Raw genomic sequence first — 26,456 nt, forward strand, 5'->3', positions numbered from 1 at the left:
GATAGAAGGCGACGTGGCCGCGGATGCGGGCCACCGCCGGAAACGGGTTCTCGTAGGACCACGCCGCCGCTTCCCGGGTCGCGCCGCCGACGCTTAGGTCGAAATAGAAGGCTTCGCCCTTGTAGGGGCAAAAGGTCCGCCGCGGATTCGGGGCGAGCGCGTCCGCAGCGACATCCTCGCGCGGGAGGTAGAGAACGGGCTCGTAGCCCGCCTCGCACAGTTTCAGCGCCCGCCGCGTCTCGGCGACGATGCGCCCGCCGAGCCGCACCCGCACGGGTGTCGGGTGGGGCGCGATGGTGATCGGGTGGGCGGGGCCGGGTTCCTTCATGCCGGCTCCTCCCGGATCGGAAACCGATGTTCGGCAGCACCGAGCGCATCCGCGAGCCGTGTCTTGGCGCTGCCGGGCCGAAGCGGCTTCTGCTGGCTCTCATGCGGTGCCCAGCCGGACAGCCACAGAATCTCGAAGGTCGCCCGCAGCCGCCCGTCCGGGTCGGAGAAGCGCTCGGCATAGATCGCGGCGGCCCGCATCAGCGTCGCCCGGCGCAGCGGCGCACGGCGGCGGTCATGCAGGGCGTTGGTCAGCCCCATGGCGCGCAGATCGCGCATCAGCGAGAAGGGGTCGCCGTAGCGAACAGTGATGGTGTCCGCGTCCACCACCGGCAGGGCAAAGCCCGCCCTCTGAAGCAGGCCGCCGAGGTCGCGCAGTTCGGCAAAGGGCGCCACGCGCGGGCTCGCGCCGCCTTCGGTCTCGCTCTCGGCCTGGAGGAAGGCTTGGCGCAACTCCGTCAGCGTCGCCCCGCCAAGCAGGCCGGCGAGGAACAGGCCGTCTGGCTTGAGCGCCCGGCGCAGTTGCAGCAGGGCGCCCGGCAGATCGTTGACGTGCTGAAGCGCCAGGGCCGACACCGCGAGGTCGAACCCGGCATTTCCACCGAACGGCAGCAATTCAGGGTCGCCGACCACGGAGCTGCCGGGTCCGGAGACCGGAGCGAGGCGGATCATCCGCTCGACCCGGCCGCTCTGCAACAGGCGCTCGGCCACGAGGGGAAGCGGCGTGCCGAGATCGAGCCCGAGGGGAAAGGGGCGGGTGACCGCCGCCAGACGATCCTCCAGATCCTCAGCGACCCGCTCGAGCAGGAAGCCGGCATAACCCGATCTCTGGGCACGCGCGATGCGTCGTCGAACAAGGGCGGGATCAAACAGGGGGGCGGACTCGTTCATCGATCGGGGAGATGGGGCTCCAAGGGCGCGGCGGCCAGGGCGTAAGTTCGATCCCGGCCCTGTGTCCGCAGGCCTCCTTCCGGCGGTGCACGGCGCGGTTTCACGATTTCGCGAATCATGCGTCTTCACTACCGTCCGGTTGGGATGTCCTGGAACGGAATCCCGGTCTCTCCGTTTTGCTCGTCGATCGAGGAGGTTGAAGATGACACGGATTCTGATCCGCGCCGCTCTGATCCTTGTCGCCGTCGCGCTGGCCAGCACCGCGGAGGCCAAGGGTTGCCTGAAGGGTGCCGTGGTGGGTGGCTTGGCCGGGCACATGGCCGGGCACGGCGTCATGGGTGCCGCGGCCGGATGTGCCGTGGGCCGGCATCAGGCGAACAAGAAGGACAAGGCGGGTCAGCAGGGTGATCAGGGCGGCCGCGCATACTGACGGCGGCGTGTGACGGCGATCATTCGTTGATGGCAGCGCCCGGTCTTCCCGCTCTGCGGGTCGGCGCGCGGCGCATCGCTTCGACCGTCATCGGTCTGATTTATCCGCCGACCTGCGTGTCCTGCGGAGCGGCGACCGGTCAACCGCATGCTCTCTGCGCCGCCTGCTGGAGTGGTCTGCGGCTGATCGAGCGGCCCTATTGCGAGCGGCTCGGCACTCCTTTCGCCTTGGATCTCGGCGTCGGCCGCCTGTTGTCGCCCGGCGCTATCGCCGAACCACCGGCCTTCGGTCGGGCGCGAGCCGTCGCGGTCTACGAGGGCACCGCACGCGACCTCGTTCATCGTCTCAAATACAACGACCGGCTCGATCTCGCCTGGACCATGGCCCGCATGATGACCTCGGCCGGGCGTGAGCTGCTGGACGAGGCCGAATTGATCCTGCCCGTGCCTCTGCACGGCCTGCGCCTCTGGCGGCGGCGCTTCAACCAGTCGGCCCTGCTGGCTCGAGAGATCGCCCGGGTTTCGGGAACAAAGTGCGATCTGCGGGCGCTCGCCCGCGTGAAGGCGACCCGGCCCCAGGTCGGCCTGACCCGCCATCAGCGCGCGATGAACCTTCAGGGCGCCTTCCGAGTGCCGGACGACGCGCGATCGCGGATCGCCGGCCGTCGCCTTCTGCTGATCGACGACGTGGCCACCACGGGTGCCACAGGCAATGCCGCCGCACGTGTGCTGCTGCGCGGCGGGGCGGCGAGCGTCGATCTCCTCACCTTCGCGACGGTGACGCGGGATGGGCTGTAAGCCCGTTCCATTGCCGCAAACGGAAACGGCGGCCGCAAGGGCCCCCGTCCAACCGATCCATCTCACACGGAGTAATGCGCTTCAGGCGCTTGCCGGTTCCATGCCGCCCCCGGCCTGGACCTTCGCCTCGGCCGGCTGGTCGAGAACCTTGCCGCGGGGCCCAACCCAGGCGCCGACCCACTTGCGCTGCCACAGGAACAGGCAGCCGAGCACGAGGCCGGTGAACAGGGCGTAGGCCACGAAGCCGGTGGCGAAACCGCCGGTATATTGCTTCGAAAAGCCCATGACGTTGGGCAGGATCGCGCCGCCGAGCGCCCCGACCTCGCCGATCATCGAGCCGGCGACCGCGGTGTTGGTCGGCCAGCGCAGGGGCACGAGCTGGAACAGCGCCCCGTTGCCCGCACCGAGTGCGGCAAAGCAGAGCATGAACAGCAACGTCGTCACGGCGAGCGAGGGCGTGGTGGTCAGCGCCAGGAACGAGCCGATCGCGGCCAGCAGCACCAGGGAGAGGACGAGGATGCCGCCCATCCGGTCGGCGAAGTAGCCGCCGAGGATGCGGATGCCGGAACCCATCAGGGCGGCCAGCATCGTGAGGCGCCCGGCTTCGACCTTCGTGACCCCGAACTGCTCGTAGAAGAAGGTCGGCAGGAAGTTCGACAGTCCGATGAAGCCGCCGAAGGTGATGATGTAGATCAGCGAGAACGACCAGCCGTCCTTGGTGAACAGGCAGGAGACGTGCTCCTTGAAGGTCTGGCCGTGGCAGTCCGGCGGCTCCTTGGCGAGGACAATCATCACGAGGATCGGGATGATCATCACGAGGCCGGCAAAGCCGTAGACCGCCTGCCAGCCATAGGCCTGCGCCAGCGGCGGTGCGAACAGCACGGCGAGCACGGTGCCGGAATTGCCGGCCCCGGCGATGCCCATGGCGAGCCCCTTGTGCTCCGGTGGGAACCAGCCCGAGCCGAGCGAGAGCGCCACGCCGAACGAGGCGCCGGCGATGCCGAGCAGCACGCCCATGGCGAGCACGTCGTTATAGGAGGAGACGAAGAAGAAGCCGTAGGCCATCGCCAGAACGATGACGCCCATCTCCGTCAGCGCCGCGTTCTTGCGGCCGATATACTGGGCGAGGATCCCGAGCGGAAAGCGCATGATCGCGCCGGCCAGGATCGGCAGCGAGATCATGAAGCCGGTCTGGGCCGGGGTCAGGCCGTAGGTCTCGGTGATGAACGGACCCATGGCGCCGTTGAGCACCCAGATCGCGAAGCAGAAATCGAAATAGAGGAAGGCGGCGAACAGGGTCGGGGGGTGGCCCGACTTCATCACGGTCTTGAAGGATGCCATCGGCGTGCTCGTTGGGCTCGAAGACGCGCCGCTGGCTTTTAGCCGGGCGCGGTCATTCATGCGGAAGACTGTGTCCGGACATGCGCCGTCCGAGCGCGAGGCGCCGTTGCCCCGCTCGCCGCCCAAGGGCTGCGAGGCCGACAATGCAGCCGGCGTGCCAACTCTCTCCCCGCTTGAAACCGACGGCCACGCCCGGATGCGACCGCCGCGTGCTGCCGATGCGGGCACCGCTGCCTATGAACGATGCAGTGGCGACGTTGCCTCAAACAATGGCGGCACCGCGATCCACCACCCGGACCACGCTGCGGCCGCTGCCGCGCTTCTCCACCCGGATCTGCACGGCGATGCGTTCCATCATCCCGGCGACGTGGGTGATGACGCCGACCTTGCGGCCGCGGCCCTGGAGCGTTTCGAGGGCATCGACGGCAAGGTCGAGGGTCTCGGCGTCGAGGGAGCCGAAGCCCTCGTCGATGAACAGGGTGTCGACGAAGGATTGCCGCCCTTCGAGGCCGGACAGGGCCAGGGCCAGCGCCAGCGAGACGAGGAAGCGTTCACCGCCCGACAGGCTACGGGTCGCCCGGCGCTCGTCGCCCATGTCGCGGTCCACCACATGCAGGGCGAGGTCGGCGCCGACGCTGCGGGCAAGGCGGTAGCGGGGGCTCAGGGCCCGGAGCTGTTCATTGGCGAGATGCACGAGGTGATCGAGGGTCACTCCTTGCGCGAAGCGGCGGAAGCGGTCGCCGCCCGCCGAGCCGATGGCCTCCTCGACCCGGTGCCACGTCGTCAGCTCGGCCGTTGCGGCCTCGATCTCCCCTGCAAGGTCAGCGGCCTTGGCGCGGGCGGCCTCGTCCCGGCGCAACTCAGCATCGAGGGCGCCGAGGCGTTGCTGGGCCTGCGCCATGGCGTCGGCGAGCCGGGCCGTCTCAGCTTCAGCAGCGGCAACGTCGATCCCGGCCTCGGTGTCCAGGGCTTCGACATCCGCGCGGCGGGTGGCGAGGGCGGTTCGCGCCGCGGCAGCCTCGCGCTCCAGCCGGTCGAGGCCGGCCCGCAGTGCGTCGCGGGTCTCGGTCGGCACGGCAAGCAGCGCGGCCACCGCCTCGCGCCCACGCTCGCCGCAGGCCTGCGCGAAGGCGTCGTCGGCCGAGCTGTGGCGGGCGGCGGCTCGCTCCGAGGCCGCGATGGCACCGGCCTCGTCGGTGACGGCAGCGGTCAACGCGCGGGCGGCCTCGGCGCAAGCGGCCTGCGCGGCCTGGAGGGCTTCGCGGGCGGCGCGGCGCTCGCTGTTGAGCCGGGTGCGGTGGGTGCCGGTCGGTTCGCCGCCGAGGAGGCCGGCGCGCTCCATGCGGGCCTGCTTCAGACGAGTCTGCCGTTCCTCGGCCTCCGCGCGGGCCTTCACGGCGGCCCGCGTCTCGGCCTCCCGCGCGGATGCGGCGGCGGCCCGTTCGGGCGCCAGGGCGCCGAGTTGCGCCTCCAGTCCGGCAAGCCGGGTCCGCAACGCTGCGTAAGCCTGCCCGAGCGTCGCGACACGGTCGGCGCACATCTCCGGGGCCCGATCGAGATCGGCCAGGCTCAGATCGGCGGCGCTCAGGGCGGGCGAGATCTCATCCGCCAGGTCCGCCACGCGCTGGATGAGGGCCGCCCGCGTGCTCTCCGCGCGCTCGGCCGCGAACCCCGCCTCGGTCCGGCGCCGGGTGAGGGCGTCGAGCGCGCGGGCCTCGGCTTCGGCCCGCGCCTCCGCCGCGTCGCGTTCGCGGATCAGGCCGTCGATCTCGCCGCGCAGCGTCCGCGCCGTGGCAAGCACCTGAAGCGTGGCGTCGCGTTCGGTGCGGGCGGTCGTCCCGGCCGCGGCGAGCGCTGGCGCATCGGGCCCCGGCGGCAACACGGCCGCGAGGCCAGACGCTTCGAGCGAGGCCAGGAGACCGGGCAGCGTGGCGCGATAGCGGGCCGCGGTGGCCGCCGCCGCCTCGGCCGCCGCAGCGGCCCGCTCCTGGGCGTCGTCGCGCCGGCCCTCCGCCGCCGCGAGGTCACCGCGGGCGCGGTCGCGGGCGGCTTGGTGCTCGCCGATGCGGGCATCGAGTTCGGCGCGACGGGTCCGCATCTCCTCGGCGAGACGGCCGAGCGCGCCGTCGGATTCGTGGGCGTGGGGATGGTCGGGGCTGCCGCAGACAGGGCAGGGTCCGCCAGCGACGAGCAGGCTGCGCAGCCGAGCAGCCTCGCGCGAGACGCTCTCCTCGGCGAGTTCGGCCAGGGGCGCGATCTCGGCGCGGCGGATCCCGGCCTCGTGCAACGCTTGGTCCTCCGCCCCGCAGCGCGCGGTAGCCTCGGTCGCGACGAGGCCGGCTTCCGCCTCGGCCTCCGCGGCGGCGGCGCGGTCGGCGAGCGCCGTGCCGTGGCGTCCGGCCAGGGCGTAGGCCTCGCGCAGGGCATCGAGCAGTCCTTCGAGAGCGGCGCTGCGCGCCTGCGCGGCAGGCTCGGCGAGCGCAGCGAGTGCCGCCTCGCGTTCCGCGCGAGCGCCGGCCAACGTCTCCCGGCGGGCGCGGAACGCGGCGAGGCGGGCAGTGCCGGCTTCCGACTCGCCGTCGCAGCCGGCGATCTCCGCTCGCCGCGCCGCGCCTTCCTTCCCCGCTACCTCCGCCTGCTCGTGCAGCCGCGCCCGTTCACGGATGCGCCGGGCGACGTCGTCGCCGCGTTCGGCCAGCGCCGCATGGCTGCGGTCGGCGTCGAGCTGGCGGGCCGCGGCGTCGCGTTCTGCCCGCGCCTCGTCGAGGCGGCGCTCGACGGCGGTGAGCGCGGCATCCGCCGCTGCCGCCGCTTCGTTCGATCGGAGGGCCGCCTGCGCGGCATCGGCCGCTTCCTGCTCGGCGATGGCAATGGTCGCGTCGAGCGCGGCGGCCCGGTCCCAGAGCGGCCCGAAGCTCTTGAAGACGGCTTCCGCCGCCTCGTCCCCGGCATTCGCCTCAGCCCGCCTCGCCTCGGCTGCCTCGGCGGCGTCGCGGGCTGCTCGGACACGGGCACCGGCCGCCTCGACCCGCACCTGTGCCTCGCCGCGCTCGCGGGCGGTCTCGCCCAACGCCTCCGCCCGTCCGCGCAGCGGCTCGACCGCGTCGAGTTCGGCGAGCCGGGCCCGGTTCGGCCCGGCCACGTCCAGGCTTTCACCCGCCGATACGGCGCGCCGTTCGGCCTCCGCGAGCGCCGCGCGCGCGGCTTCGATCCGGCGGGCCGTCTCCAGGATGCGGCCGACCGCCGCCTGCTCGCCGCGCCATGTCTCGACCCCGGCGCGCAGAGCCTCGCGCTCGGCGTTGCGGCTCGACAGACTCTCCGCATCGAGCAGACCGATCTCGCCGCGGCGGACCTCCAGCGCTTCGACCGCGCGGCGGTGCTCCTCGTAGCCGAGATGCACCCGCTTCGAGATTTCGGAATAGATCGCCGTGCCGGTGATCTTCTCCAGAAGCTCGGCCCGCTCGCCCTCGGCGGCGAGAAGGAACGCGTCGAACTCGCCCTGCGCCAGCAGCACCGTGCGGCGGAACTGGTCGAAGGTCAGGTCGGTCAGTGCGACCACCCGGTCGAGCACCTGCGTCTTGCCCGCGGCGACGGCGCTGCCGTCGTCGAGCCGGTGCAGGCGCCGACGCTCGGCCTGGAGCTTGCCGTTTGCCCGGTTGCGGGCGCGGTAGGCTTCCCAGCCGACGCGGTAGGCGACGCCGTCCTGGCCGATGAAATCGACCTCGGCATAGCCTGAGCCTGCGCCCCGGCGCAGGATCGCCCGCCCGTCGCTGGCGCTCAGCGCCTCGCCACCGGGATCGGGCACGTCCTCCCGTCGGGTCACGGCGACGCGAGGATAGCGGCCGTAGAGGGCAAGGCAGAGCGCGTCGAGGATGGTGGACTTGCCGGCGCCGGTCTCGCCGGTGATGGCGAACAGACCGGTTGCGCCGAGCGGCTCGGCCGCGAGATCGACCACGAAGGGCGCGGCGAGGCTCGCGAGGTTCTCGCCGCGGATCGCGAGGATGCGCATGCGCTAAAGCCTCAGGCTTCCGCTCGTGCGCGGTGGAACACATCGAGATGGACGGGCTCGGGTTCCTCGTCCCATTTGGCGCGGTAGGCGAGGCGGAACAGTTCTTCCGGGTCGCGCTCGGACAGGCGCGGCGGCGGCGCCTCGGATTCCACGATCTCGATCGCGGCCCGCGGCGGCACCGTCACCCGCACGTCGACCACGCGCACCGGAAAGCTCTCGGCGATGCGGTCCACCTCGGCACGGTAACCGGGCAGCAATCCCTCGCGGGCGAGCCGCACCTGGATGTAGGGCCGCGCCTCCATCGGCAGATCGTCGTCGAGCGCCAGGGCGTTGAGATGGTCGCCGAGATCGGCCAGCGGCATGTCGCCCGATGCCGGCAGGCGCAGGAACGGCACGGGGCGGGGGATCGCGATATGCTCGATGTCCGCCGCGCCCGCGCCGAGCGTCACCAGGGTGACCCCGTGGCGGTAGGGCTGCTCGGCCGCCGAAAGCGGGATCAGCGAGCCGCAATAGCGCACCTGTCCCCGGCCCAGCACCTGCGCCCGGTGGAGATGTCCGAGCGCCACGTAGCGCGCCTCCTCCGGAAATACGTCGGACGGCACGGCATGCTCGCCGCCGACGAGGATGCGCCGTTCCGCCCCCTCCGATTCGAGCCCGCCCGCCACATGGAGATGGCCGGTGACGAGGAGCGGCAGGCCGGCGAGACGCGGCCGCGCCGCCTCGAACAGCTGGCCGTAGAGGTCACGCACCGCCCGCACGATCGGCGAGGTCTCGCCGATGCGGGGCTGCCGGCCGAGCGACGAGAGCGGCGGCAGGCAGGCAGCGGTGGGATAGGAAACGGCGAGCACCTGCGCCGCCACCTCTCCGTTGGCCGAGCGAACCGGCACGAGGTGCCGGTCGAGGTCGATCGCGCCGTCGCGGCGGCGGACATTGCCGACAACGTGAACGCCGATGGCTTCGAGCAGCGGGCGCGGTGCTTCCAGCCGCCCGGCGGCATCGTGATTGCCGGCGGTGATGACGATGGTCATGGCCGGCCGCGCCGCGTGGAGCCGCGCCATCAAGGTGTAGAAGCGCGCCTGCGACTCGCCGGACGGGTTCTGGCTGTCGAACACGTCGCCGGCCACAACGAGGGCATCGACCTCGCGCTCCACGACGATGCTCTCGAGACAGCCGAACACCGCGTCGTGCTCGCGTTCGCGCGAGAAGCCGCGCAGCGTCTGGCCGATATGCCAGTCGCCCGTATGGAGAACGCGGATCACTGGAGACGCCACTCACCGCTACCGGGGCCGCGACCGTCGCCGCCTCGAGCGGTTTGTAGCGGGTTAGGCCGCCGGCTTCGAGAGCATCCCGGCCGCGAGGCCGAGATCTCCTGTGTCTTGTGGGCGATCGGCTCAGTGGCAGACGGTGACCGTCTTCACGATCCAGCCCTCGTCGGCCTGCCAGAGCTTGCGCCGCACGCGGTTGCAGTTGGGGGATTCGGCGGCGGTCCAGGCGGTCTGTGGCCCGAGCGTCTGCGGTGCCGCCTGCGCGACCGCCGTCCGCGCCGGGCGCGGGGGAGCCGCCTTGCGGGCGGCGAGGGCCTCGCCGGGCAGAGTCAGGCCGAGGCAAAGCAGTCCGAGCGAGGAGCGGAGGAGGGAGGCGCGCAAGGGAAGGGGTCCGTGGATCGGGCCGAACGGCTACGCTTGATCTAGAGACCGGCTCGGCCAATGCAATTGCCGCCCGCCACAATTCGCCCCGGAATCCGCACCTTTTTTACGAAATCGTTAAAGCTCCTCATTCCGCGCATGGCGGCCGTGCGTGTAACCTTTCGGACACAATGTTCGCACACTTGCCGGTGCAAGAGGCGTGACGGTTGCGTTCGGCCCTGACGCCAGGCCGCTTCCTTGCTAGGGAGCAAGCGGGGCAGTTCAGCCGGCCCGGATGATCGTGACCGTTTCCCGTATTCCGGAGACGTTTCCCGGCCCGGCCTATTCGATCGAGCGATCCATGTCAGTTCAGAACCGCCGTAAGCTTCTTCTCGGAGCCGTGACGAGCCTCGGGCTCGCGAGCCTTCCGGCGCGCGTCCTCGCCCAGAGTTTCGAGGGCTTCGATGACGACCGTCTCTATCAGGACAGCGCCGGCCAACTCTACCGCCGCCGGGGCGGGCAATACGTTCCCTATAACGGCCGGGTGAGCAACGGACGGCCGGTGCCGGATTCGCAGACGGATCTCGACGCCGAGGCCTATGCCCGTCGCCGGGCCGAGCGCACGGGCGAGCCGCCGGCCGCCGAGGCGCCGAACCAGACGCCGCGCCAGCAGCAGGCCGGTTATCCGGTGCCGCCGCAGGAGCCCGATAGCGGCCCGATCGATTACACGCGGGCCTACGCGGCGATCGCCAACGAGCCGTTCCCGGTCCAGGCGATCCCTTACAAGAAGTTCGATCCGGTCTACCTGCGCCAGGAGGTCGATTTCCGCACGAACGAGGCTCCGGGCACCATCGTCGTCGATCCCAAGGCGCACTTCCTCTACCTCGTCCTGCCGAACGGCCGGGCGCGGCGTTACGGCGTCGGCGTGGGCAAGCAGGGCTTCTCGTGGTCGGGCAGCGCCACCGTCAACTCGAAGCAGGCCTGGCCGGATTGGTATCCGCCCAAGGAGATGATCGCCCGCCGGCCGGACCTCGCCCGCGAGGTCGACAAGCTCCAGAGCGGTCTCGGCGTCCCCGGCGGCAGCCGCAACCCGCTCGGCGCCCGGGCCATGTACCTCTGGCAGAACAACAAGGACACGCTGTTCCGCATCCACGGCACGCTGGAGCCGCACTCTATCGGCAAGAGCGTGTCGTCCGGCTGCATCCGCATGATCAATCAGGACGCCATCGACCTGTTCAACCGCGTCGAAGTCGGCGCGAAGGTGGTGGTGCTCGGCTGATCCCGCGATAGTTTCCTCGCACGGTCCGCCCGCCTTCGGACGAAGGGCGCCCGAAACGAGGAAGCATCATGGTCGATCTGATCCCGCGCGCGCATCTCTTCGGTAACCCGACGCGCTACGGTCATCAGATCAGCCCCGACGGGCGCCGGCTCGGTTGGGTGGCGCCCCATGAGGGCGTGCTCAACATCTGGTCGGCGCCGGTCGACGACCTCGATGCGGCCGTGCCCGTCACGGCCGACCGGCGCCGCGGCATCGACGCCTACGCCTTCGCCTATGACGGGCGCCACCTGCTCTACGTGCAGGACGCGGACGGCGACGAGAACAACCACCTCTACGCCGTGGATCTCACCACGGGCGTACGGCGCGACCTGACGCCGATCCCCGGCATTGCCGCGGCGATCGTGGGCTTGAGCCGAATCGTGCGCGACCGCGTGCTCGTCGCGATCAACGACCGCGACCCGCGCTTTCATGATCTCCACAGCGTCGATCTCGCCACCGGCGAGCGCAGCCTCGTGATCGAGAATCCGGGCTTCGCCGGCTTCCTGATCGACGAGCGCTACGCCGTGCGCTTCGCCTTTCGCAACCTTCCGGACGGTTCGAGCCAGTTGATCGCCCCGGACGGTGCGAACTGGAAGCCGTGGCTCACCTTCCCGCCGGAGGATGCCCGCGTCTCCGGCGCGGAGAATCTCGACGCCGCTGGCACCGCCCTGTTCTGCCGCGACAGCCGCGGGCGCAACACCGCCGCACTCACCCGCATCGATCTCGCCACCGGCGAGACCCGCGTGCTCGCCGCGCACGAGGAGGCGGATATCGGCGCGGTGCTGCAGGATGCCGAGACGCACGAGCCGGTCGCCTACTCGGTCACTCATGCCCGCAAATCCTGGCACGTGCTCGACCCGCGCTTGACCGACGACTTCGCCTTCCTCGAAACGCAGGGGCTCGGCGACTGGTATCCGGCGAGCCGCACCGAGGACGATACGCTCTGGATCGTGGTGGCCCGCGCCGACACCCGCGTCGGCGAGGCTGCGATCTACGACCGACGGGCGAAGACGCTGCGCTCGCTCGGCAGCGCCCGGCCGGAGCTGGAGGGTGCGCCGCTCGCCCCGATGAGCCCGGCGATCATCCGCTCCCGTGACGGCCTCGATCTCGTCTCGTATCTCAGCCGCCCGCTCGACGCGCAGGGCCCCGGCCCGCTGGTGCTGCTCGTCCATGGTGGCCCGTGGGCGCGCGACAGCTTCGGCTTCGACGGCATCCATCAATGGCTGGCCAACCGCGGCTATGCCGCGCTCAGCGTCAACTTCCGCTCCTCGACCGGCTTCGGGAAAGCCTTCCTCAATGCGGGCGACCGCGAATGGGGCCGGCGGATGGACGACGACCTCAGCGACGCCGTCGCCTGGGCGGTGGCGCAAGGTGTGGCCGATCCCGCTCGCGTCGCGATCATGGGCGGCAGCTACGGCGGCTATGCCACGCTGATGGCGCTGACCCGTAATCCGGGATCGTACGCCTGCGGCATCGACCTCGTCGGCCCGGCCAACCTCGAAACCTTGGTGCGGACGATCCCACCCTATTGGGAGGCGATGCGGGCGCAGCTCCACCGCGCCATCGGCGATCCCGATACCGAGGAGGGCATGGCGCTGATCCGCGAGCGCTCCCCGGTCACCTTCGCCGACCGGATCAAGGCGCCGCTCTTGATCGTGCAGGGCGCCAACGATCCGCGGGTCCGCCAAGCCGAATCCGATCAGATGGTCGCGGCGATGGAGCGCGGCGGCATCCCGGTGACGTACCTGCTGTTTCCGGACGAGGGCCACGGCCTCGTGCGCCCGGCCAACCGGCTCGCCTTCTTCGCCCGCGCTGAGGAGTTCCTGGCGCGCCATCTCGGCGGGCGCTGCGAGCCGATCCGCGAGGACGAATCGGCCGGGACGTCGATGCAGGTGGTGCGGGAAGGCTAATCCCGCCGCCGGTTCAGAAAGGGCCGGCGCCGCGCCTCCCGATCATGCAGGGCCATGCCGGCGGCCTTCGCCGGCATGGCGTTTGTTGAGGTGGAAATCCGCGTTCCGTCAGGCGTCGAGCGTCTGATCCTCGTCCTCGTCGTCGATGTCCACGAGGAAGACGATGTCGGCCTCGTCCTCGTCGTCGGAGCCGTCGCCTTTCGCATCGTGCTGTGCGTCGGGCTCGAAATCGCCCTCGCCGTCATCGGCGGCGAGCGCGTCCTCGAACTCTTCGATCTCGTCCTCATTGGCCTTGCGTACGATCAGGTCCGACGTGCCGTTCCAGATCGGCTGGCCGTCGATCGTCATCGTGCGGATGTCTTCCTTGAAGCCGTCGCAGGTGAACAGGTCGCGGGCGGTCGCCTCGTCGCCGTTGATGACCGCGATCGCCTTGCCGTCGATCTCGAGCGTGAACATCGGGACTGTCCTCGAAAGAGGGGAAAGAGCCGCGGGCCGACAGGCGGCGCTGCGCGGGAAACCCGGACCGGACTGGCCGGGTTCGGCGGCGCTTGTAGGACGCCGGGGTCGGATTCGTCGATGGGCGAAAGCCACGCGTTCAGAGCAATCGCCGCAAAGCGACAATCGACGCGCCTGCTTTTGCCTCAGGTGCCGCTGCTGCCCCGCGAGACGGCCCGCTTCACGACGGCCTGAACCTCGCGGTTCGACAGGAACAGATCGTGGTTGAAGAGGCCGCCGCCGTAATCCGAGGCATCGGCCACGCGTACGCCCAAAGCCTCCAGGCGCTCCCGGTCGGCGGCGCCGGCGCGGACGACACCGCCGGCAATGGCGCCCGACAGTTCGAGTGCGCGGTCGTTCGTCGCCGAGATGACGGTGATGCGCTTGGCGTCCGGGCCCAGGCGCTCGACGCCGTTGGCAAACAGGTCGATGTCGATGTCCGGGGCGGCAAGCACCACTGCGCCGATCCGGGCGACCGCCGCCTCGCCGGCCTCGGCCCGCAGCATGCGCAAAGTCTCCAGCGTGAGGAGCGTGCCCATCGAGTGGGCGACGATGTGGATGCGCCCGCCGCTCGGCGTGGTCGCCACGGTCTTCAGGAGGTCCTCGAACGCGTCGCGGGACCACAGCGCGCTCTCGCGGTCGTAGCCGTAATCGAAGGTCGCCGCGGCGGAGGGCCATGTGAACAGGGCCGAGGCGCCGTTGAAGCGGATGCCGTCGGAGAGGCGGGCGGCGCTGACCGCAGCCGATTCGAAGCTTTCGCGGTAGCCATGGACGTAGATCAGCACGTCGCGGCCGAAGGCGGATTGGGCGAAGGCCGCCGCCGCGCCCGACCCCGTCGTGACGTCGCCGACGGAGCGGACGCCCCAATCACCGCCCACCACCGCCGAAACCTTACCGATCAGCGAGCGGTCCGGCGCGGTCATGCGCGCCTCGGCAAAGCTCAGGCCCCGGCCGCGCTCCGAGCCGAAGAACGGCGCCTTCGGCGGATTGCCGGCGGCGGGGCGACGGGTGGTGGCGATGAGGAGCACCGGGCTCACGTCGAGCGCCGACTGCGTTTCGCCGACGGTGCCGGTGGCAAGCCCGTCCATGACGCAGGCCGACAGGGCAGGGGAGAGTCCGGCCACGCCAGCCAACCCCATGAGGCGCAGGAGAGAGCGGCGGGTCGCGTCGGAGGGCTGCATGAGCGGTTTCGAGTCCCCGAGGAATCCCGCTCCGGTGGCAAGCCGGCGCTGGGCGCTCCTCCTTCGCGCAGGATCTTGACCGTGGCGGGGCACGATTGGGATTTTGGGCACTCGACGCCCGCCCGCAGCCCCGGCATGAAGGGGCCATGAGCGCGACCCTTCCCGACATGGACACACTCCGCGAGCGGCTTCTGGCCGGCGACCGGGCGGCGCTCGCCCGCGCCATCACGCTCGCCGAGTCGCGCCGGGCCGATCACCGGGCGGCGGTGCGTGACCTCATCGACGCGGTGCTGCCGCATACGGGGCGGGCGATCCGCGTGGGAATCACCGGCGTGCCGGGCGTCGGCAAGTCCACCACCATCGACGCGCTCGGCTCGCTCCTGACCGCGGCGGGCCACAAGGTGGCGGTGCTCGCCGTCGATCCGTCCTCGACCCGCACCGGCGGCTCGATCCTCGGCGACAAGACGCGGATGGCGCGGCTCGCCATCGACCGCAACGCCTTCATCCGACCCTCGCCCTCCTCGGGTACGCTCGGCGGCGTCGCGGCCAAGACCCGCGAGACGATGCTGCTGTGCGAGGCGGCCGGCTTCGACGTGATTCTGGTCGAGACCGTCGGCGTCGGCCAGTCGGAGACGGCGGTGGCCGACCTCACCGACTTCTTCCTCGTGCTGATGCTGCCGGGTGCTGGCGACGAGCTTCAGGGCATCAAGAAGGGCATTCTCGAACTCGCCGACATGATCGCGGTCAACAAGGCCGACGATGGCGACGGCGAGCGGCGGGCGAGTGCGGCGGCCTCCGAATACCGCGCCGCGCTCCACATCCTGACACCGCCCTCCGCCACTTGGACGCCGCCGGTGGTCACGATCTCGGGCCTGCACGGCAAGGGGCTCGATTCCCTCTGGAGCCGGATCGAGGATCACCGCGCTAAGCTCACCGCCACCGGCGAGATCGCGGGCAAGCGCCGTGAGCAGGACGTCAAATGGATGTGGGCTCTCGTCCACGAGCGGCTGCACCAGCGCCTCGTCGGCAGCGCCGAGGTGCGGCAAGCCACCGCCGCGGCGGAGCGGGCGGTCGCGGGCGGCGAACACTCGCCCGCCGCGGGGGCCGATACAATCGCCACCCTGATCGGATTGTGAGCCGTCTGCTCATCACGGGCTTCGGCCCGTTCCCGACCGTGCCCGACAACCCAAGCGCGCGCCTTGCACGGCGGTTGGCGGCCTCGCCGCATCTGCGCCGCCGGCTCGGCTACGCGCCGGACTGCGTCGTGCTCGATACGCGCTACGACGCCCTCGACACGCAACTCGCTCCGGTTCTGGCGAGGCGGCCGCGTGCCGTGCTGATGATTGGCGTCGCCGCGCGCCGGTCCCGCGTCTGCATCGAGATGCGGGCGGTCAACCGGGTCAGCCGGTTGTTTCCCGATGCGGGTGGGACGGTGGGGAAATCGCTCGCGTTCGAGCCGGATGGACCGGCGCAGCGATGGAGCGGGGCGGCGGCGCAGGTGCAGGTCGCCCTGAAGCGCGCCGGCCTCGATGCCGCCGCTTCACGCGATGCCGGACGCTACCTGTGCAACGCCTCGTATTATCGGGTTCTGGCGACGGGGTGCCCGGCGGTTTTCGTGCATATCCCGATGCCGCCGCGCACCCAGCGTCCGAAGGCCGGCGGAGGCCGCCGGCCCGCGCTCGATCGATGGACCGGAGCCTTGATCGGAGCGGCGCGGGTGCTCGCCTTGCGGGGCAGGGCGCAGCCTTAGAGCATCGTCCCGAAAGGTGGTTGCCGGCCTTCGGAAAAGGACGATGCTCTATCCCGTCCTCAGGCCCATTCGCGCTGGGCGAGCTTCGCCTCGTAGGCGTCGATTGCCGGAGCCTTCTGGTCGAGGGTCAGGCCGATCTCGTCGAGGCCGTTGAGCAGGTTGTGCTTGCGGCCCTCGTCGATGTCGAAATGCAGGGTGCCGCCGTCCGGGCCCTTGATGGTCTGCGCCGCCAAATCAATCGTCAGTGTCGCATTGGCGCCGCGCTCCGCGTCCTGGAACAGCTTTTCCAGATCCGCCGGCGAGACGACGATCGCGAGGATGCCGTTCTTGGCGCAGTTGTTGAAGAAGATATCCGCGAAGCTGGTGGAGATCACGCAGCGGATGCCGAAATCGGCCAGCGCCCAGGGCGCGTGCTCGCGCGAGGAGCCGCAGCCGAAATTGTCGCCGACCACCAGGGTCTTGGCGTGGCGGTAGGCCGGCTGGTTGAGGACGAAATCGGGATTCTCCGAGCCGTCGTCGTTGTAGCGCATCTCCGAGAACAGGCCCTGGCCGAGCCCGGTGCGCTTGATCGTCTTGAGATACTGCTTGGGGATGATGCGGTCGGTATCGATGTTGATGATCCGCATGGGCGCGGCGACGCCCTCCAGGGTCGTGAACTTTTCCATGGGTCTTCTCGAAATCGTCGTCGGCTGCCGGGTACAGAGCCTCCGGCCTCGGTCCGCCGGTCTTTAGCAGTCCACGCGCTTCGCCGGTAGCCGCTCCGTTTCAGCCGGCATTGCGCTTGCGTTATGATAAGATGGGTCGCGAAGGGGGATAGCGAGACCGATGGCCGACACGTCAGACACTTTCAAGAAGGCGCCCAAGCGCAAGCCCGCCAAGGGCAAGAGCGTAAGCGTTTCCCCCGAGATGCGCCAAGCCTATGCCGACCTGATCAAGGAGCGGGAGGAAAAGGAGCAGGCCTATGGCCGCCACCTGCGCAAGGACGAGCCCCGGCGGTGACGGCGCGACGCCCCTAAACCATCCTGAGCGCCGGCCCGCGCCGGACGAAGCCGACGATGTCCTTGACCGCATCCAAGGTCGGCGCCGCGATCGCCTCGGCCCGGCTCGCGCCGTCTCCGAGAACAGAATCGATATAGGCCGGATCGGCGACGAGCCGCTTCATCTCGGCACCGATCGGCGCCAGCGTCTCGACCGCGAGATCGACCAGAGCCGGCTTGAAGCTGGAGAACTGCGCGCCGCCGAAATCCGCCAGCACCTCTTCGCGGGTGATGCCGCGCAGCGCCGCGAAGATTCCGACGAGGTTGTCGGCCTCCGGCCGGCCGGCCAAGCCCGCGACCTCCGAGGGGAGAGGCTCCGGATCGGTCTTGGCCTTGCGCACCTTCTGGGCGATGGCGTCGGCGTCGTCGGTGAGCGCGATGCGCGAGTATTCGGATGGGTCCGACTTCGACATTTTCTTGGTGCCGTCGCGTAGGGACATCACGCGCGCTGCCGGCCCGCCGATCAGCGGTTCAGTGATCGGGAAGAATTGTTCGCCGTGGCCATGCGCCAGGATCGACCCCCCGAAGTCGTTGTTGAACTTCTGCGCGATGTCGCGGGTCAGTTCGAGGTGCTGCTTCTGATCCTCGCCCACGGGCACATGCGTGGCACGATAGGCGAGGATGTCGGCAGCCATCAGCACGGGGTAATCGTAGAGACCGATGGAGGCGTTTTCCCGGTCCTTGCCGGCCTTGTCCTTGAACTGCGTCATGCGATTGAGCCAGCCGAGGCGGGCGACGCAGTTGAAGATCCAGGCGAGTTCCGCGTGCTGCGGCACCTGGGACTGATTGAAGACGATGGAACGCTTCGGATCGATGCCGGCGGCGAGGAAGGCGGCCGTCACTTCGCGGATCTGGCCCTTGAGCGCCTCCGGGTCCTGCCACATCGTGATCGCGTGGAGATCGACCACGCAATAGAGGCACTGCGCGTCGCGCTCCTGCATCTCGACGAAGCGCTTGATGGCGCCGAGATAGTTGCCGAGGTGCAAGTTCCCGGTCGGCTGGACGCCGGAGAACACGAGTTCGGTGAACGCGGCCATCGGCGCGGGTCCCTGGAAAGAAGGTCCGGGTCGAGGCGATCTCGCATCCCGCTTGAAGCGGCGGTTTCTGGCACCCGCAGCGGCGGCCGGTCAAGCAGGATGGGCCGCGCTCGGGCGCCCCCCGTCCCGCAGCCTCGTCATCCGTGAGCGATCACGACGCCCGCGCCGCGTAGGCATTCATGATCGCGGAGAGCAGACCGGGGAACCGTGCCTCCACTTCCGCGCAGCGCGAGTGGTTGCGCATCTCGACGCCGTGGCGCTCGCAGCGGATCAAGCCGGCCTCGCGCAGCACCTTGAAGTGGCTGGACAGCGACGATTTCGGGATCACCTGATCGCCCACCGATGAGAGGGCCGAGCACGCTTCAACGCACCCCGCCTTCGTGATCCGGGCAAAGATGGCCGCCCGGCGCGGATCGGACAGGGCGTGGAGGATCGCCTCCGGCTGGACGTCCTCAATCGCTGGGTGAAACAGGGGCCTCATGATTCATCCATATGGGGGCTTGAACCTTGCTTCGATAGTTCCGAAATCCCGAACTATGGGACTGAGGTGACCGTATCGGCGCCGGCCCATGTCAAAGGGTTAGCACAGATGTCAAAGCTTGAGGGCAAGGTCGCGGTCGTGACCGGCGCGTCCAAGGGGATCGGTGCCGCCATCGCAAAGGCATTGGCGAAGGATGGCGCGGCCGTCGTCGTCAATTACGCATCGAGCAAGGCCGGCGCGGATGCCGTCGTCGATGCGATCACGGCCGCCGGCGGCAGGGCCGTCGCGGTCCAGGCCGATGTCTCGCAGGCCGCGCAGGCGCGGGACTTGGTCGAGGCGGCGGTGCAGCAGTTCGGCCGGCTCGACGTGCTGGTGAACAATTCCGGCGTCTACGAATTCGCGGCGATCGAGGAAGTGACCGAAGAGCACTACCGCCGCCTCTTCGACGTCAACGTGCTTGGTGTGCTGCTCGCAACCCAGGCGGCATCGAAACACCTGGGGGAAGGCGGGAGCATCATCAACATCTCCTCCGTCGTCACCGACGTGCTGATGCCGACGAGTGCAGTCTATAGCGGGACCAAGGGGGCCTTGAACGCGATCTCGGGCGTCCTTGCTAACGAGTTGGCCCCGCGCGCGATCCGGGTCAACGTCGTCAGCCCCGGCTACGTCGTGACAGAGGGCACCCACACCGCCGGTATCGCCGGCTCGGAGATGGAGGCCGGCCTCGTCGCACAGACACCGCTCGGCCGATCCGGCCGACCGGACGACATCGCCGGGGTCGTCGCGTTCCTTGCCTCCGACGATGCCCGCTGGGTGACCGGTGAAGTGATCAACGCCAGCGGCGGCGTTCGCTAAGGCGTTGTGTTTCTATCTCGCACCCACGCGAAGTGGGTGCAGGAAGAAACCGTGAAGGGGGCGGGCCGGTCATGTTCGATCATTGTCGGCCCGCGTCGTTTCAACGATTCCTGCGGAAGGCGGCAGCCTCGTCAGTGGGTGCGTCGCGTCGAAAACGGTCTCAACCCAAGCCCGTTCGCGGCTCATGTCGCATGCGACCCCGCGGTGAGCTTGACGTTAGGCTTGGAGAGCGGACAATCACATTCTAGTCTTGACGCCCTGAGCCGACGAGGGGCGATGCTCCTGCCGCAAGAGTGGGGCGGTGTCCCGGCCGTCGGTTGGACAGAGCTTTTCGTCGCCTTGAACGACACGGATTGGGGTGCTCGAGCCGGCTTCGACCGCGTCCGGGCCTTCATCGGCCTCGAGCTGCCGATCGGTGGGAAATCGACGGTCGAGATCGGCTGACTGAACCGGACGGCTCGGACGCAGGCCAGCGGGATTGAGCTGGATCACATCCTGTCGCTCAATCTTTTCGTTCGATCCTGAGAGGCTCGACGCGTCGCGGTCGACGCCGGCTCGGCGAGGATCGCGGACATCGACCCAGGGGAGCGGTGACGATCCGTTCAGCACCGCTCCTGGTCAAACGCGGCGGATCTCAGAAGACCTGCGCCCCGCCCTCGTTCCGCTTCGGTGCGCCCGGCACGCCGGCCTCCGTATCCGCTCGGTCGGCGGCCCGCTTGTCGAGCGCCCGCTCCACCACCTTGGCGAGCCCGACCATGATCTTGTCGAGTTCGTAGTCCTTCGGCGTGTAGACGGCGGTGACGCCCATGTTCTTGAGCACCAGCTCGTCCTCGGTCGAAATGATGCCGCCGACGACGACCGGCACGTGATCGAGCCCGGCCTCGCGCAGCTTGGCCTTCACCTCGCGCACCAGTGGGACGTGGCTGCCCGACAGCACCGAGAGGCCGATGACGTGGGCGCCGCGTTCCTTCGCCTTGGCGACGATCTCGGTCGGCGTCTGGCGGATGCCGTCATAGGTCACGTCGAAGCCGACGTCGCGGGCGCGCAGCGCGATCTGCTCGGCACCGTTGGAGTGGCCGTCGAGGCCCGGCTTGCCGACGACGAGGCGGGGCGTCTCGCCGAGCCGTTCGCCGAGATCGGCGATGAGCAGGCGGGCATCCTCCGCCGCCCCGGAGGTGACGGTCTGCAGTGTCACGCCCGTCGGAGCGCGGTACTCGCCGAATACCTCGCGCAGGCGCTGGCCCCACTCGCCGGTCGTCACGCCCGCTTTCGCGGCGGCGATGGAGGGTGGCATGATGTTGGTGCCCGAGCGCGCGGCCTGTTCCAGATCCGCGAGCGCTTGGCCGACCGCGCGGTCGTCGCGCTTGGAGCGCCACTCGCGGATGCGGGCTTCGGCCTCCATCTCCACCGTCTCCGAGACGGTGAAGATCGCGCCGTCCCCGGCCGTCAGCGGCGAGGGTTCGCCCTGCTGCCACTTGTTCACGCCGACGACGATCTGCTCGCCCTTCTCGATCGCCGAGATGCGCCGGGCATTCGACTCGACCAGCGCCCGCTTGAGTTCGCCCGCCTCCACCGCCGTGACCGCTCCGCCGATCTCGGCGATGCGCGTCAGCTCGGCCCGGGTCTGCTCCTTGAGCGCCTCGACGCGGGCCTCGATCACCGTCGAGCCGTCGAAGATGTCGTCGTATTCGAGCAGGTCGGTCTCGAAGGCGAGGATCTGCTGCATCCGCATCGACCATTGCTGGTCCCACGGGCGCGGCAGGCCGAGCGCCTCGTTCCAGGCCGGAAGCTGCACCGCGCGGGCGCGGGCGCGCTTCGAGAGTGTCACCGCCAGCATCTCGATGAGGATGCGGTGGACGTTGTTCTCGGGCTGCTGCTCCGTCAGTCCGAGGCTGTTGACCTGCACGCCGTAGCGGAAAATCCGCTTCTTGGCGTCGGTGATGCCGTAGCGCTCCTGGGCGATCTCGTCCCACAGCTCGGCGAATGCCCGCATCTTGCAGATCTCGGTGACGAACCGCATGCCGGCGTTCACGAAGAACGAGATCCGGCTGAAGACATCGGAGAAGCTGGCCTCGTCGAAATCGGGATCGTCGCGCACCGTGTCGAGCACGGCGATGGCGATGGCCAGCGCGTAGGACAGTTCCTGAACCGGCGTCGCCCCCGCCTCCTGCAGATGGTAGGAGCAGACGTTCATCGGGTTCCACTTGGGCACGTTTTTGGTCGTGAACAGGATCACGTCCTTGGTGAGCCGAAGCGAGGGCGCGGGCGGAAACACGTAGGTGCCGCGCGAGAGATATTCCTTGATAATGTCGTTCTGCGTGGTGCCCTGGAGTGCCGCGAGCGGCGCGCCCTGCTCCTCGGCGACCGCGAGATAGAGCGACAACAGCCACGGCGCCGTGGCGTTGATCGTCATCGAGGTGTTCATCTGCGCCAGCGGGATCTGGTCGAACAGGGCCCGCATGTCGCCGAGATGCGCGATCGAGACGCCGACCTTGCCGACCTCGCCGCGGGCGAGTTCGTGATCCGGGTCGTAGCCGGTCTGCGTCGGAAGATCGAAGGCGACCGAGAGGCCGGTCTGACCCTTGGCGAGGTTGCCGCGATAGAGCTTGTTCGACTCCGCCGCCGTGGAATGCCCCGCATAGGTGCGGATGATCCACGGCTTGTCGCGCTTGACCTCGGCGACGCTCGCTTGCGCGCTCATCCCACTCGACTCCCTGTCCGATGCGATCGCGCGCCTCGATGCGCGGCCGTTGGCCGGCACCGTAGCGAAGCCGCCGCGTCGCGTCATCTGGGAGAAAGGTCGAGGGTGCGTGCCTCAAGCCCTGGAAAAACTTGATGTGGTGGTGAAGCGGATTTGTCGTTGGGCCGCCGGCTCCCGACACAATGCGAGCCCTCGGCGCCGTTCAATTTGCAGCGATCTCTCGACCGTACGGCGACAGATGCTCCGTATCGTTGCAGAATCGAATGGCTCCAAGTTCGGCCTCGCGCGTTGGGGCGGCAACGTTCGCACGGCGTAAAGCTGGTTGCGACGCCCGCCCGCAGAGGCATCGACAAGGAGAAACATGCGATGGCAGACCAGGGCCCGCGCCTGACCACAGCTTTCGGAAACCCGATTTCCGACAACCAGAATTCGCTCACCGCCGGCCCGCGCGGCCCGGTGTTGATGCAAGACTACCATCTCATCGAGAAGATGGCCCACTTCAACCGGGAGCGGATCCCGGAGCGAGTGGTGCACGCCAAGGGCTACGGCGCCTACGGCACGTTCCGGCTCACCAAGAGTCTGTCCGAGTTCACCCGCGCCAAGGTTCTGACCGAAATCGGCAAGGACGTGCCGATGGTCGCCCGCTTCTCGACCGTCGGCGGCGAGTCCGGTTCGGCCGACACCGCGCGCGACCCGCGCGGCTTCGCCCTCAAGTTCTACACGGAGGAGGGCAACTGGGATCTCGTCGGCAACAACACGCCGATCTTCTTCGTGCGCGACGCGATCAAGTTCTCGGACTTCATCCGCACCCAGAAGCGCGATCCGCGCACCCACCTCAAGCCGCATTGGCGCCGCTGGGATTTCTGGAGCCTGTCGCCGGAGGCGATCCATCAGGTCATGTTCCTGTATTCGGATCGGGGCACGCCGAAATCGGCGCGCTTCATGAACGGTTACGGCTCGCACACCTTCTCGCTGTGGAACGACCGGGGCGAGCGCCACTGGGTGAAGTTCCACTTCCACACCAAGCAGGGCATCCAGAACTTCTCGGCCGATGAGGCCGATGAGGTGGCGGGCAAGGATCCGGACTACTCCTCCGCCGATCTCTCCAACGCCATCGAGAAGGGCGACTTCCCGAAATGGAAAGTCTCCGTCCAGCTCATGCCGGAGCTGGAGGCCGACACCTACCGCATCAATCCGTTCGACCTCACCAAGGTCTGGCCGCACAGCGACTATCCGCTGATCGAGATCGGCGAGATGGAGCTGAACCGCAATCCCGAGAACTACTTCGCCGAGATCGAGCAATCCGCCTTCGAGCCCTCGAACGTGGTGCCCGGCATCGGCTTCTCGCCGGACAAGATGCTGCAGAACCGGGTGCTGTCCTATGCCGACGCGCACCGCTACCGGCTCGGCGTGAACTACCAACAGATCCCCGTGAACCAAGCGAAGAACGCTGACGTTCAGACCTATCACCGCGACGGCGCCATGCGCACCGACGGCAATCACGGCGCCCAGGTCGATTACGAGCCGAACTCTTTCGGCGGTCCGAAACAGGACCCGTCCTTCAGCGAGCCGCCGCTGCGGATACGGGGTGATGCCGGCCGCTACGGATGGCCGGGCGACGACGAGGATCTCTACGGCCAGCCCAAGCTGTTCTGGACCAAGGTGCTCGACGAGGGCGGCCGCAAGCGGCTCGTCGAAAACATCGTGACCTCCATGGGCGACAGCCCGCGCAACATTCAGGAGCGGATGATCGCTCACTGGTTCAAGGTGCACGAGGATTTCGGGCGCGGCGTCGCGCGAGGGCTAGGCATCGACACCGCGAGGGCCGCCGCCGAGTAGTCATCTCAACGTTATTTTGAATACAGGGGCATCGGCTTCGGTCGGTGCCTCTTTTTTGTGCGGATGTGCCAAAGCCTTGCCTTTTAGGCCACTTGGAAGGCCGGAAACATCGTGCTTATAGCGTCGGCCAAGGTCGCGCGGTTCGTCACGCGCGTGCCAGGATAGACAGGGAGTGCCACGATGGCTGCAAGCGCAGCACCGGCCTGGACCGGGCAGACGGCGGAAGCCAAGGACCTTTACGAGCTCGGCGAGATCCCCCCGCTCGGCCACGTGCCTGCCAAGATGTATGCCTGGGCGATCCGCCGCGAGCGCCACGGGCCGCCGGAACAGTCGCACCAACTTGAAGTGCTGCCCGTTTGGGAGATCGGCGACGACGAGGTGCTCGTCTACGTCATGGCCGCAGGCGTGAACTACAACGGTGTCTGGGCCGGCCTCGGCGAGCCGATCTCGCCCTTCGACGTGCACAAGGGCGAGTACCACATCGCCGGCTCGGACGCGTCGGGCATCGTCTGGAAGGTCGGCGCCAAGGTGAAGCGCTGGAAGGTCGGCGATGAGGTCATCGTCCACTGCAACCAGGACGACGGCGACGACGAGGAGTGCAACGGCGGCGACCCGATGTTCTCGCCGACCCAGCGGATCTGGGGTTACGAGACCGGCGACGGTTCGTTCGCGCAATTCTGCCGGGTGCAGTCGCGCCAGCTCATGGCCCGCCCCAAGCACCTGACCTGGGAGGAGGCGGCCTGCTACACGCTGACGCTGGCCACCGCCTACCGCATGCTGTTCGGCCACGCGCCGCACACCGTTCGTCCGGGCCAGAACGTGCTGATCTGGGGCGCCTCCGGTGGCCTCGGCGTGTTCGGCGTCCAGCTCTGCGCGGCTTCGGGCGCCAACGCGATCGCCGTGATCTCGGACGAGTCGAAGCGCGACTACGTGATGAGCCTCGGTGCCAAGGGCGTCATCAACCGCAAGGACTTCGCCTGCTGGGGGCAGCTCCCCACGGTCAACAGCCCTGAATACAACACCTGGCTCAAGGAAGCCCGGAAGTTCGGCAAGGCGATCTGGGACATCACCGGCAAGGGCAACGACGTCGACATCGTGTTCGAGCACCCCGGTGAGCAGACCTTCCCGGTCTCGACTCTGGTGGCCAAGCGCGGCGGCATGATCGTGTTCTGCGCCGGCACCACAGGCTTCAACATCACCTTCGACGCCCGCTACGTCTGGATGCGGCAGAAGCGCATTCAGGGCTCGCACTTCGCCCACCTCAAGCAGGCCTCCGCCGCCAACCAGTTCGTGATGGACCGGCGGGTCGATCCCTGCATGAGCGAGGTGTTCCCCTGGGACAAGATCCCGGCGGCGCACACCAAGATGTGGAAGAACCAGCACCCGCCGGGCAACATGGCGGTGCTCGTCAACGCGACGCGCGCGGGTCTGCGCACGGTCGAGGACGTGATCGAGGCCGGTCCGCTCAAGGCGATGTAAGCCGTTCGATCCGACCGAAAGGAACGCCCGCGCTTCCGCTTGGAGGCGCGGGCGTTCTCGTTTCGACGCGTCAGCGCACCCGGTCGATCGGTCGTTGCGGTGTGCCGATCGTGGTGTGGAACGGTCGTTCGCCGCCGCCCTTCTCGAAGGCGACGATGCTGTCGTAGACGTGGATCGCGCCGATGCTCCGGCCGATCTCCTGCGCGCTCCGGTCGTGATACCAGGCGTGCATGTCGTCGATGAATGCCTTGGTCATCTCGAGGAACGTGCCCCGGCGGCGATAGCCGCCCTCGTAGTCACGCCAGTACGATGTGTGCAGGTCTTCAGCGACGTAGAGACCGTCCTGCGCCAGGAGCGGAAACAGCGTCTCGAAGGTGACGCGTTGGTGGCTCGCGACGTGGCTGCCGTCGTCCAGGACGACATCGACGCCGCCCATCTCCTCGACCACGGACCGAAGGAAGACGGGGTCGGCCTGCGAGCCGATACGGACCTGCGCGGCGTGACCGTCGAACACCGCGCAGCGCGGATCGACATCGATGCCGTAGAGGATGGCGCTCGGTCCGAAGAAGCGACGCCAGAGGTCGAGGGAGCCTCCCTCGTAGACGCCGATCTCGAGAAAGCGCAGCGGTCGGCCGTCCGGCCTGCCGTCGCGGAAGGGCGCGAACAGCCGGCTGTAGATCGGCAGGAAGTGGTTCCACTTGTTGATCAGGTGGTCGCCGTCATAGCCGTAGAACAGCTTCGAGAAGGCGTCGTCGCCCCGCGTCTTCACCTCGGCCAGATCGCGATAGAAATCATTGGCCGGGCTGTCGCGAAACAAGCCGGCCGATTTGGCGACGGACTTGAGTGCGCGCTTGATCTGCGGATGATTGTGCAGCGTTCGTTTGAGAAGCGTCATGCCGAGATGCGGCCCGTCGTGCTGTTCGAGGTCGCGCGCACGAAGCACGACCCGGCGC

The 26,456-nt window shown here is 68.9% G+C and carries 24 protein-coding genes; 11 read left to right on the forward strand and 13 right to left on the reverse strand.

Annotation, left to right across the window (positions count from 1 at the left end; all coding sequences use genetic code 11):
• Window positions 1-328 (reverse strand): DUF427 domain-containing protein (locus E4V01_RS22080; protein WP_135299847.1); only part of this gene is annotated, 328 nt, incomplete at its 3' end.
• A complete protein-coding gene (locus E4V01_RS22085) occupies window positions 325-1,218 on the reverse strand; it encodes a methyltransferase domain-containing protein (protein ID WP_135299848.1) in 894 nt (297 codons plus the stop codon). The genes E4V01_RS22080 and E4V01_RS22085, both read right to left, overlap by 4 nt.
• Window positions 1,219-1,420: 202 nt before the next feature.
• On the opposite strand from E4V01_RS22085, the gene E4V01_RS22090 reads away from it, so the two are divergent.
• Both E4V01_RS22090 and E4V01_RS22095 read left to right on the forward strand, forming a co-directional pair.
• The gene (locus tag E4V01_RS22090) at window positions 1,421-1,648 is read left to right on the forward strand and encodes a hypothetical protein (protein WP_060772097.1); all 228 of its coding nucleotides are present in this window, start codon (window positions 1,421-1,423) and stop codon (window positions 1,646-1,648) included.
• Between the two features lie 29 nt (window positions 1,649-1,677).
• On the forward strand, window positions 1,678-2,445 hold the full coding sequence (locus E4V01_RS22095) for a ComF family protein (protein ID WP_135299849.1): 768 nt from the start codon (window positions 1,678-1,680) through the stop codon (window positions 2,443-2,445).
• A gap of 81 nt (window positions 2,446-2,526) precedes the next feature.
• Here E4V01_RS22095 and E4V01_RS22100 read toward each other — a convergent pair whose 3' ends face one another.
• The 4 genes from E4V01_RS22100 to E4V01_RS22115 all read right to left on the reverse strand — a co-directional run bounded on the left by E4V01_RS22100 (window position 2,527) and on the right by E4V01_RS22115 (window position 9,441).
• Window positions 2,527-3,786, reverse strand: a complete 1,260-nt coding sequence (locus E4V01_RS22100) for a nitrate/nitrite transporter (protein WP_060768249.1) — start codon at window positions 3,784-3,786, stop codon at window positions 2,527-2,529.
• A gap of 262 nt (window positions 3,787-4,048) precedes the next feature.
• The gene (locus tag E4V01_RS22105) at window positions 4,049-7,795 is read right to left on the reverse strand and encodes an AAA family ATPase (RefSeq protein WP_135299850.1); all 3,747 of its coding nucleotides are present in this window, start codon (window positions 7,793-7,795) and stop codon (window positions 4,049-4,051) included.
• Window positions 7,796-7,806: 11 nt separating this feature from the next.
• Window positions 7,807-9,054, reverse strand: a complete 1,248-nt coding sequence (locus E4V01_RS22110; RefSeq protein ID WP_060768247.1) for an exonuclease SbcCD subunit D — start codon at window positions 9,052-9,054, stop codon at window positions 7,807-7,809.
• 132 nt (window positions 9,055-9,186) lie between these two features.
• Window positions 9,187-9,441, reverse strand: a complete 255-nt coding sequence (locus tag E4V01_RS22115) for a hypothetical protein (RefSeq protein WP_135299851.1) — start codon at window positions 9,439-9,441, stop codon at window positions 9,187-9,189.
• 340 nt (window positions 9,442-9,781) lie between these two features.
• On the opposite strand from E4V01_RS22115, the gene E4V01_RS22120 reads away from it, so the two are divergent.
• Entirely contained in the window at window positions 9,782-10,699 is a 918-nt protein-coding gene (locus E4V01_RS22120) for a L,D-transpeptidase (RefSeq protein ID WP_060772096.1), read from the forward strand.
• A gap of 68 nt (window positions 10,700-10,767) precedes the next feature.
• Entirely contained in the window at window positions 10,768-12,648 is a 1,881-nt protein-coding gene (locus tag E4V01_RS22125) for a S9 family peptidase (protein WP_135299852.1), read from the forward strand.
• A gap of 108 nt (window positions 12,649-12,756) precedes the next feature.
• Here E4V01_RS22125 and E4V01_RS22130 read toward each other — a convergent pair whose 3' ends face one another.
• A complete protein-coding gene (locus E4V01_RS22130) occupies window positions 12,757-13,104 on the reverse strand; it encodes a hypothetical protein (RefSeq protein WP_060768244.1) in 348 nt (115 codons plus the stop codon).
• Between the two features lie 185 nt (window positions 13,105-13,289).
• A complete protein-coding gene (locus tag E4V01_RS22135; RefSeq protein WP_060768243.1) occupies window positions 13,290-14,324 on the reverse strand; it encodes an alpha/beta hydrolase in 1,035 nt (344 codons plus the stop codon).
• A 146-nt stretch (window positions 14,325-14,470) separates the two neighbouring features.
• On the opposite strand from E4V01_RS22135, the gene meaB reads away from it, so the two are divergent.
• Both meaB and E4V01_RS22145 read left to right on the forward strand, forming a co-directional pair.
• Window positions 14,471-15,460, forward strand: a complete 990-nt coding sequence (gene meaB, locus E4V01_RS22140) for a methylmalonyl Co-A mutase-associated GTPase MeaB (RefSeq protein ID WP_060768242.1) — start codon at window positions 14,471-14,473, stop codon at window positions 15,458-15,460.
• Window positions 15,457-16,074, forward strand: coding sequence for a peptidase C15 (locus E4V01_RS22145; protein ID WP_135299853.1), 618 nt, complete (start codon window positions 15,457-15,459; stop codon window positions 16,072-16,074). Before meaB ends, E4V01_RS22145 begins: the two co-directional genes overlap by 4 nt.
• Before the next feature lie 59 nt (window positions 16,075-16,133).
• On the opposite strand, the gene leuD is transcribed toward E4V01_RS22145, so the two are convergent.
• On the reverse strand, window positions 16,134-16,739 hold the full coding sequence (gene leuD, locus E4V01_RS22150; RefSeq protein WP_135299854.1) for a 3-isopropylmalate dehydratase small subunit: 606 nt from the start codon (window positions 16,737-16,739) through the stop codon (window positions 16,134-16,136).
• A gap of 160 nt (window positions 16,740-16,899) precedes the next feature.
• Between leuD and E4V01_RS25840 the strand changes: the two genes are divergently transcribed.
• Complete coding sequence (locus E4V01_RS25840) at window positions 16,900-17,073, forward strand: hypothetical protein (RefSeq protein WP_003597291.1); 174 nt, start codon at window positions 16,900-16,902, stop codon at window positions 17,071-17,073.
• Window positions 17,074-17,086: 13 nt separating this feature from the next.
• On the opposite strand, the gene trpS is transcribed toward E4V01_RS25840, so the two are convergent.
• Both trpS and E4V01_RS22160 read right to left on the reverse strand, forming a co-directional pair.
• The gene (trpS, locus tag E4V01_RS22155) at window positions 17,087-18,148 is read right to left on the reverse strand and encodes a tryptophan--tRNA ligase (RefSeq protein ID WP_135299855.1); all 1,062 of its coding nucleotides are present in this window, start codon (window positions 18,146-18,148) and stop codon (window positions 17,087-17,089) included.
• Between the two features lie 151 nt (window positions 18,149-18,299).
• Window positions 18,300-18,629 (reverse strand): helix-turn-helix transcriptional regulator, encoded by a 330-nt coding sequence (locus E4V01_RS22160; RefSeq protein WP_060768239.1) that lies wholly within the window; start codon window positions 18,627-18,629, stop codon window positions 18,300-18,302.
• Between the two features lie 108 nt (window positions 18,630-18,737).
• Here E4V01_RS22160 and E4V01_RS22165 point away from each other — a divergent pair, with 108 nt between their 5' ends.
• The gene (locus E4V01_RS22165; protein WP_135299874.1) at window positions 18,738-19,484 is read left to right on the forward strand and encodes a glucose 1-dehydrogenase; all 747 of its coding nucleotides are present in this window, start codon (window positions 18,738-18,740) and stop codon (window positions 19,482-19,484) included.
• 276 nt (window positions 19,485-19,760) lie between these two features.
• Window positions 19,761-19,928, forward strand: coding sequence for a DUF2490 domain-containing protein (locus tag E4V01_RS22170; RefSeq protein WP_245517647.1), 168 nt, complete (start codon window positions 19,761-19,763; stop codon window positions 19,926-19,928).
• Between the two features lie 190 nt (window positions 19,929-20,118).
• On the opposite strand, the gene E4V01_RS22175 is transcribed toward E4V01_RS22170, so the two are convergent.
• A complete protein-coding gene (locus E4V01_RS22175; protein ID WP_060768237.1) occupies window positions 20,119-22,185 on the reverse strand; it encodes a methylmalonyl-CoA mutase family protein in 2,067 nt (688 codons plus the stop codon).
• A gap of 366 nt (window positions 22,186-22,551) precedes the next feature.
• Between E4V01_RS22175 and E4V01_RS22180 the strand changes: the two genes are divergently transcribed.
• Window positions 22,552-24,024: a catalase gene (locus E4V01_RS22180; RefSeq protein ID WP_135299856.1), complete on the forward strand. Its 1,473-nt coding sequence runs from the start codon at window positions 22,552-22,554 to the stop codon at window positions 24,022-24,024.
• Window positions 24,025-24,204: 180 nt separating this feature from the next.
• On the forward strand, window positions 24,205-25,503 hold the full coding sequence (gene ccrA / locus E4V01_RS22185) for a crotonyl-CoA carboxylase/reductase (RefSeq protein ID WP_135299857.1): 1,299 nt from the start codon (window positions 24,205-24,207) through the stop codon (window positions 25,501-25,503).
• Window positions 25,504-25,573: 70 nt separating this feature from the next.
• On the opposite strand, the gene E4V01_RS22190 is transcribed toward ccrA, so the two are convergent.
• Window positions 25,574-26,446, reverse strand: coding sequence for a class I SAM-dependent methyltransferase (locus tag E4V01_RS22190; RefSeq protein WP_245517648.1), 873 nt, complete (start codon window positions 26,444-26,446; stop codon window positions 25,574-25,576).
• Window positions 26,447-26,456: the final 10 nt, after the last annotated feature.

Origin of the sequence: Methylorubrum sp. Q1 (assembly GCF_004683995.1) — a bacterium.
Taxonomy (GTDB): Bacteria; Pseudomonadota; Alphaproteobacteria; order Rhizobiales; family Beijerinckiaceae; genus Methylobacterium.

Coding starts and splice junctions, on each gene's coding strand:
- E4V01_RS22085 (WP_135299848.1), bottom strand. CDS start 1,218: ATGAACGAGTCCGCCCCCCTGTTTGATCCCGCCCTTGTTCGACGACGC.
- leuD (WP_135299854.1), bottom strand. CDS start 16,739: ATGGAAAAGTTCACGACCCTGGAGGGCGTCGCCGCGCCCATGCGGATC.
- E4V01_RS22125 (WP_135299852.1), top strand. CDS start 10,768: ATGGTCGATCTGATCCCGCGCGCGCATCTCTTCGGTAACCCGACGCGC.
- meaB (WP_060768242.1), top strand. CDS start 14,471: ATGAGCGCGACCCTTCCCGACATGGACACACTCCGCGAGCGGCTTCTG.
- trpS (WP_135299855.1), bottom strand. CDS start 18,148: ATGGCCGCGTTCACCGAACTCGTGTTCTCCGGCGTCCAGCCGACCGGG.
- E4V01_RS25840 (WP_003597291.1), top strand. CDS start 16,900: ATGGCCGACACGTCAGACACTTTCAAGAAGGCGCCCAAGCGCAAGCCC.
- E4V01_RS22170 (WP_245517647.1), top strand. CDS start 19,761: ATGCTCCTGCCGCAAGAGTGGGGCGGTGTCCCGGCCGTCGGTTGGACA.
- E4V01_RS22180 (WP_135299856.1), top strand. CDS start 22,552: ATGGCAGACCAGGGCCCGCGCCTGACCACAGCTTTCGGAAACCCGATT.
- E4V01_RS22120 (WP_060772096.1), top strand. CDS start 9,782: ATGTCAGTTCAGAACCGCCGTAAGCTTCTTCTCGGAGCCGTGACGAGC.
- E4V01_RS22165 (WP_135299874.1), top strand. CDS start 18,738: ATGTCAAAGCTTGAGGGCAAGGTCGCGGTCGTGACCGGCGCGTCCAAG.
- E4V01_RS22130 (WP_060768244.1), bottom strand. CDS start 13,104: ATGTTCACGCTCGAGATCGACGGCAAGGCGATCGCGGTCATCAACGGC.
- E4V01_RS22105 (WP_135299850.1), bottom strand. CDS start 7,795: ATGCGCATCCTCGCGATCCGCGGCGAGAACCTCGCGAGCCTCGCCGCG.
- E4V01_RS22160 (WP_060768239.1), bottom strand. CDS start 18,629: ATGAGGCCCCTGTTTCACCCAGCGATTGAGGACGTCCAGCCGGAGGCG.
- E4V01_RS22135 (WP_060768243.1), bottom strand. CDS start 14,324: ATGCAGCCCTCCGACGCGACCCGCCGCTCTCTCCTGCGCCTCATGGGG.
- ccrA (WP_135299857.1), top strand. CDS start 24,205: ATGGCTGCAAGCGCAGCACCGGCCTGGACCGGGCAGACGGCGGAAGCC.
- E4V01_RS22175 (WP_060768237.1), bottom strand. CDS start 22,185: ATGAGCGCGCAAGCGAGCGTCGCCGAGGTCAAGCGCGACAAGCCGTGG.
- E4V01_RS22095 (WP_135299849.1), top strand. CDS start 1,678: ATGGCAGCGCCCGGTCTTCCCGCTCTGCGGGTCGGCGCGCGGCGCATC.
- E4V01_RS22090 (WP_060772097.1), top strand. CDS start 1,421: ATGACACGGATTCTGATCCGCGCCGCTCTGATCCTTGTCGCCGTCGCG.
- E4V01_RS22100 (WP_060768249.1), bottom strand. CDS start 3,786: ATGGCATCCTTCAAGACCGTGATGAAGTCGGGCCACCCCCCGACCCTG.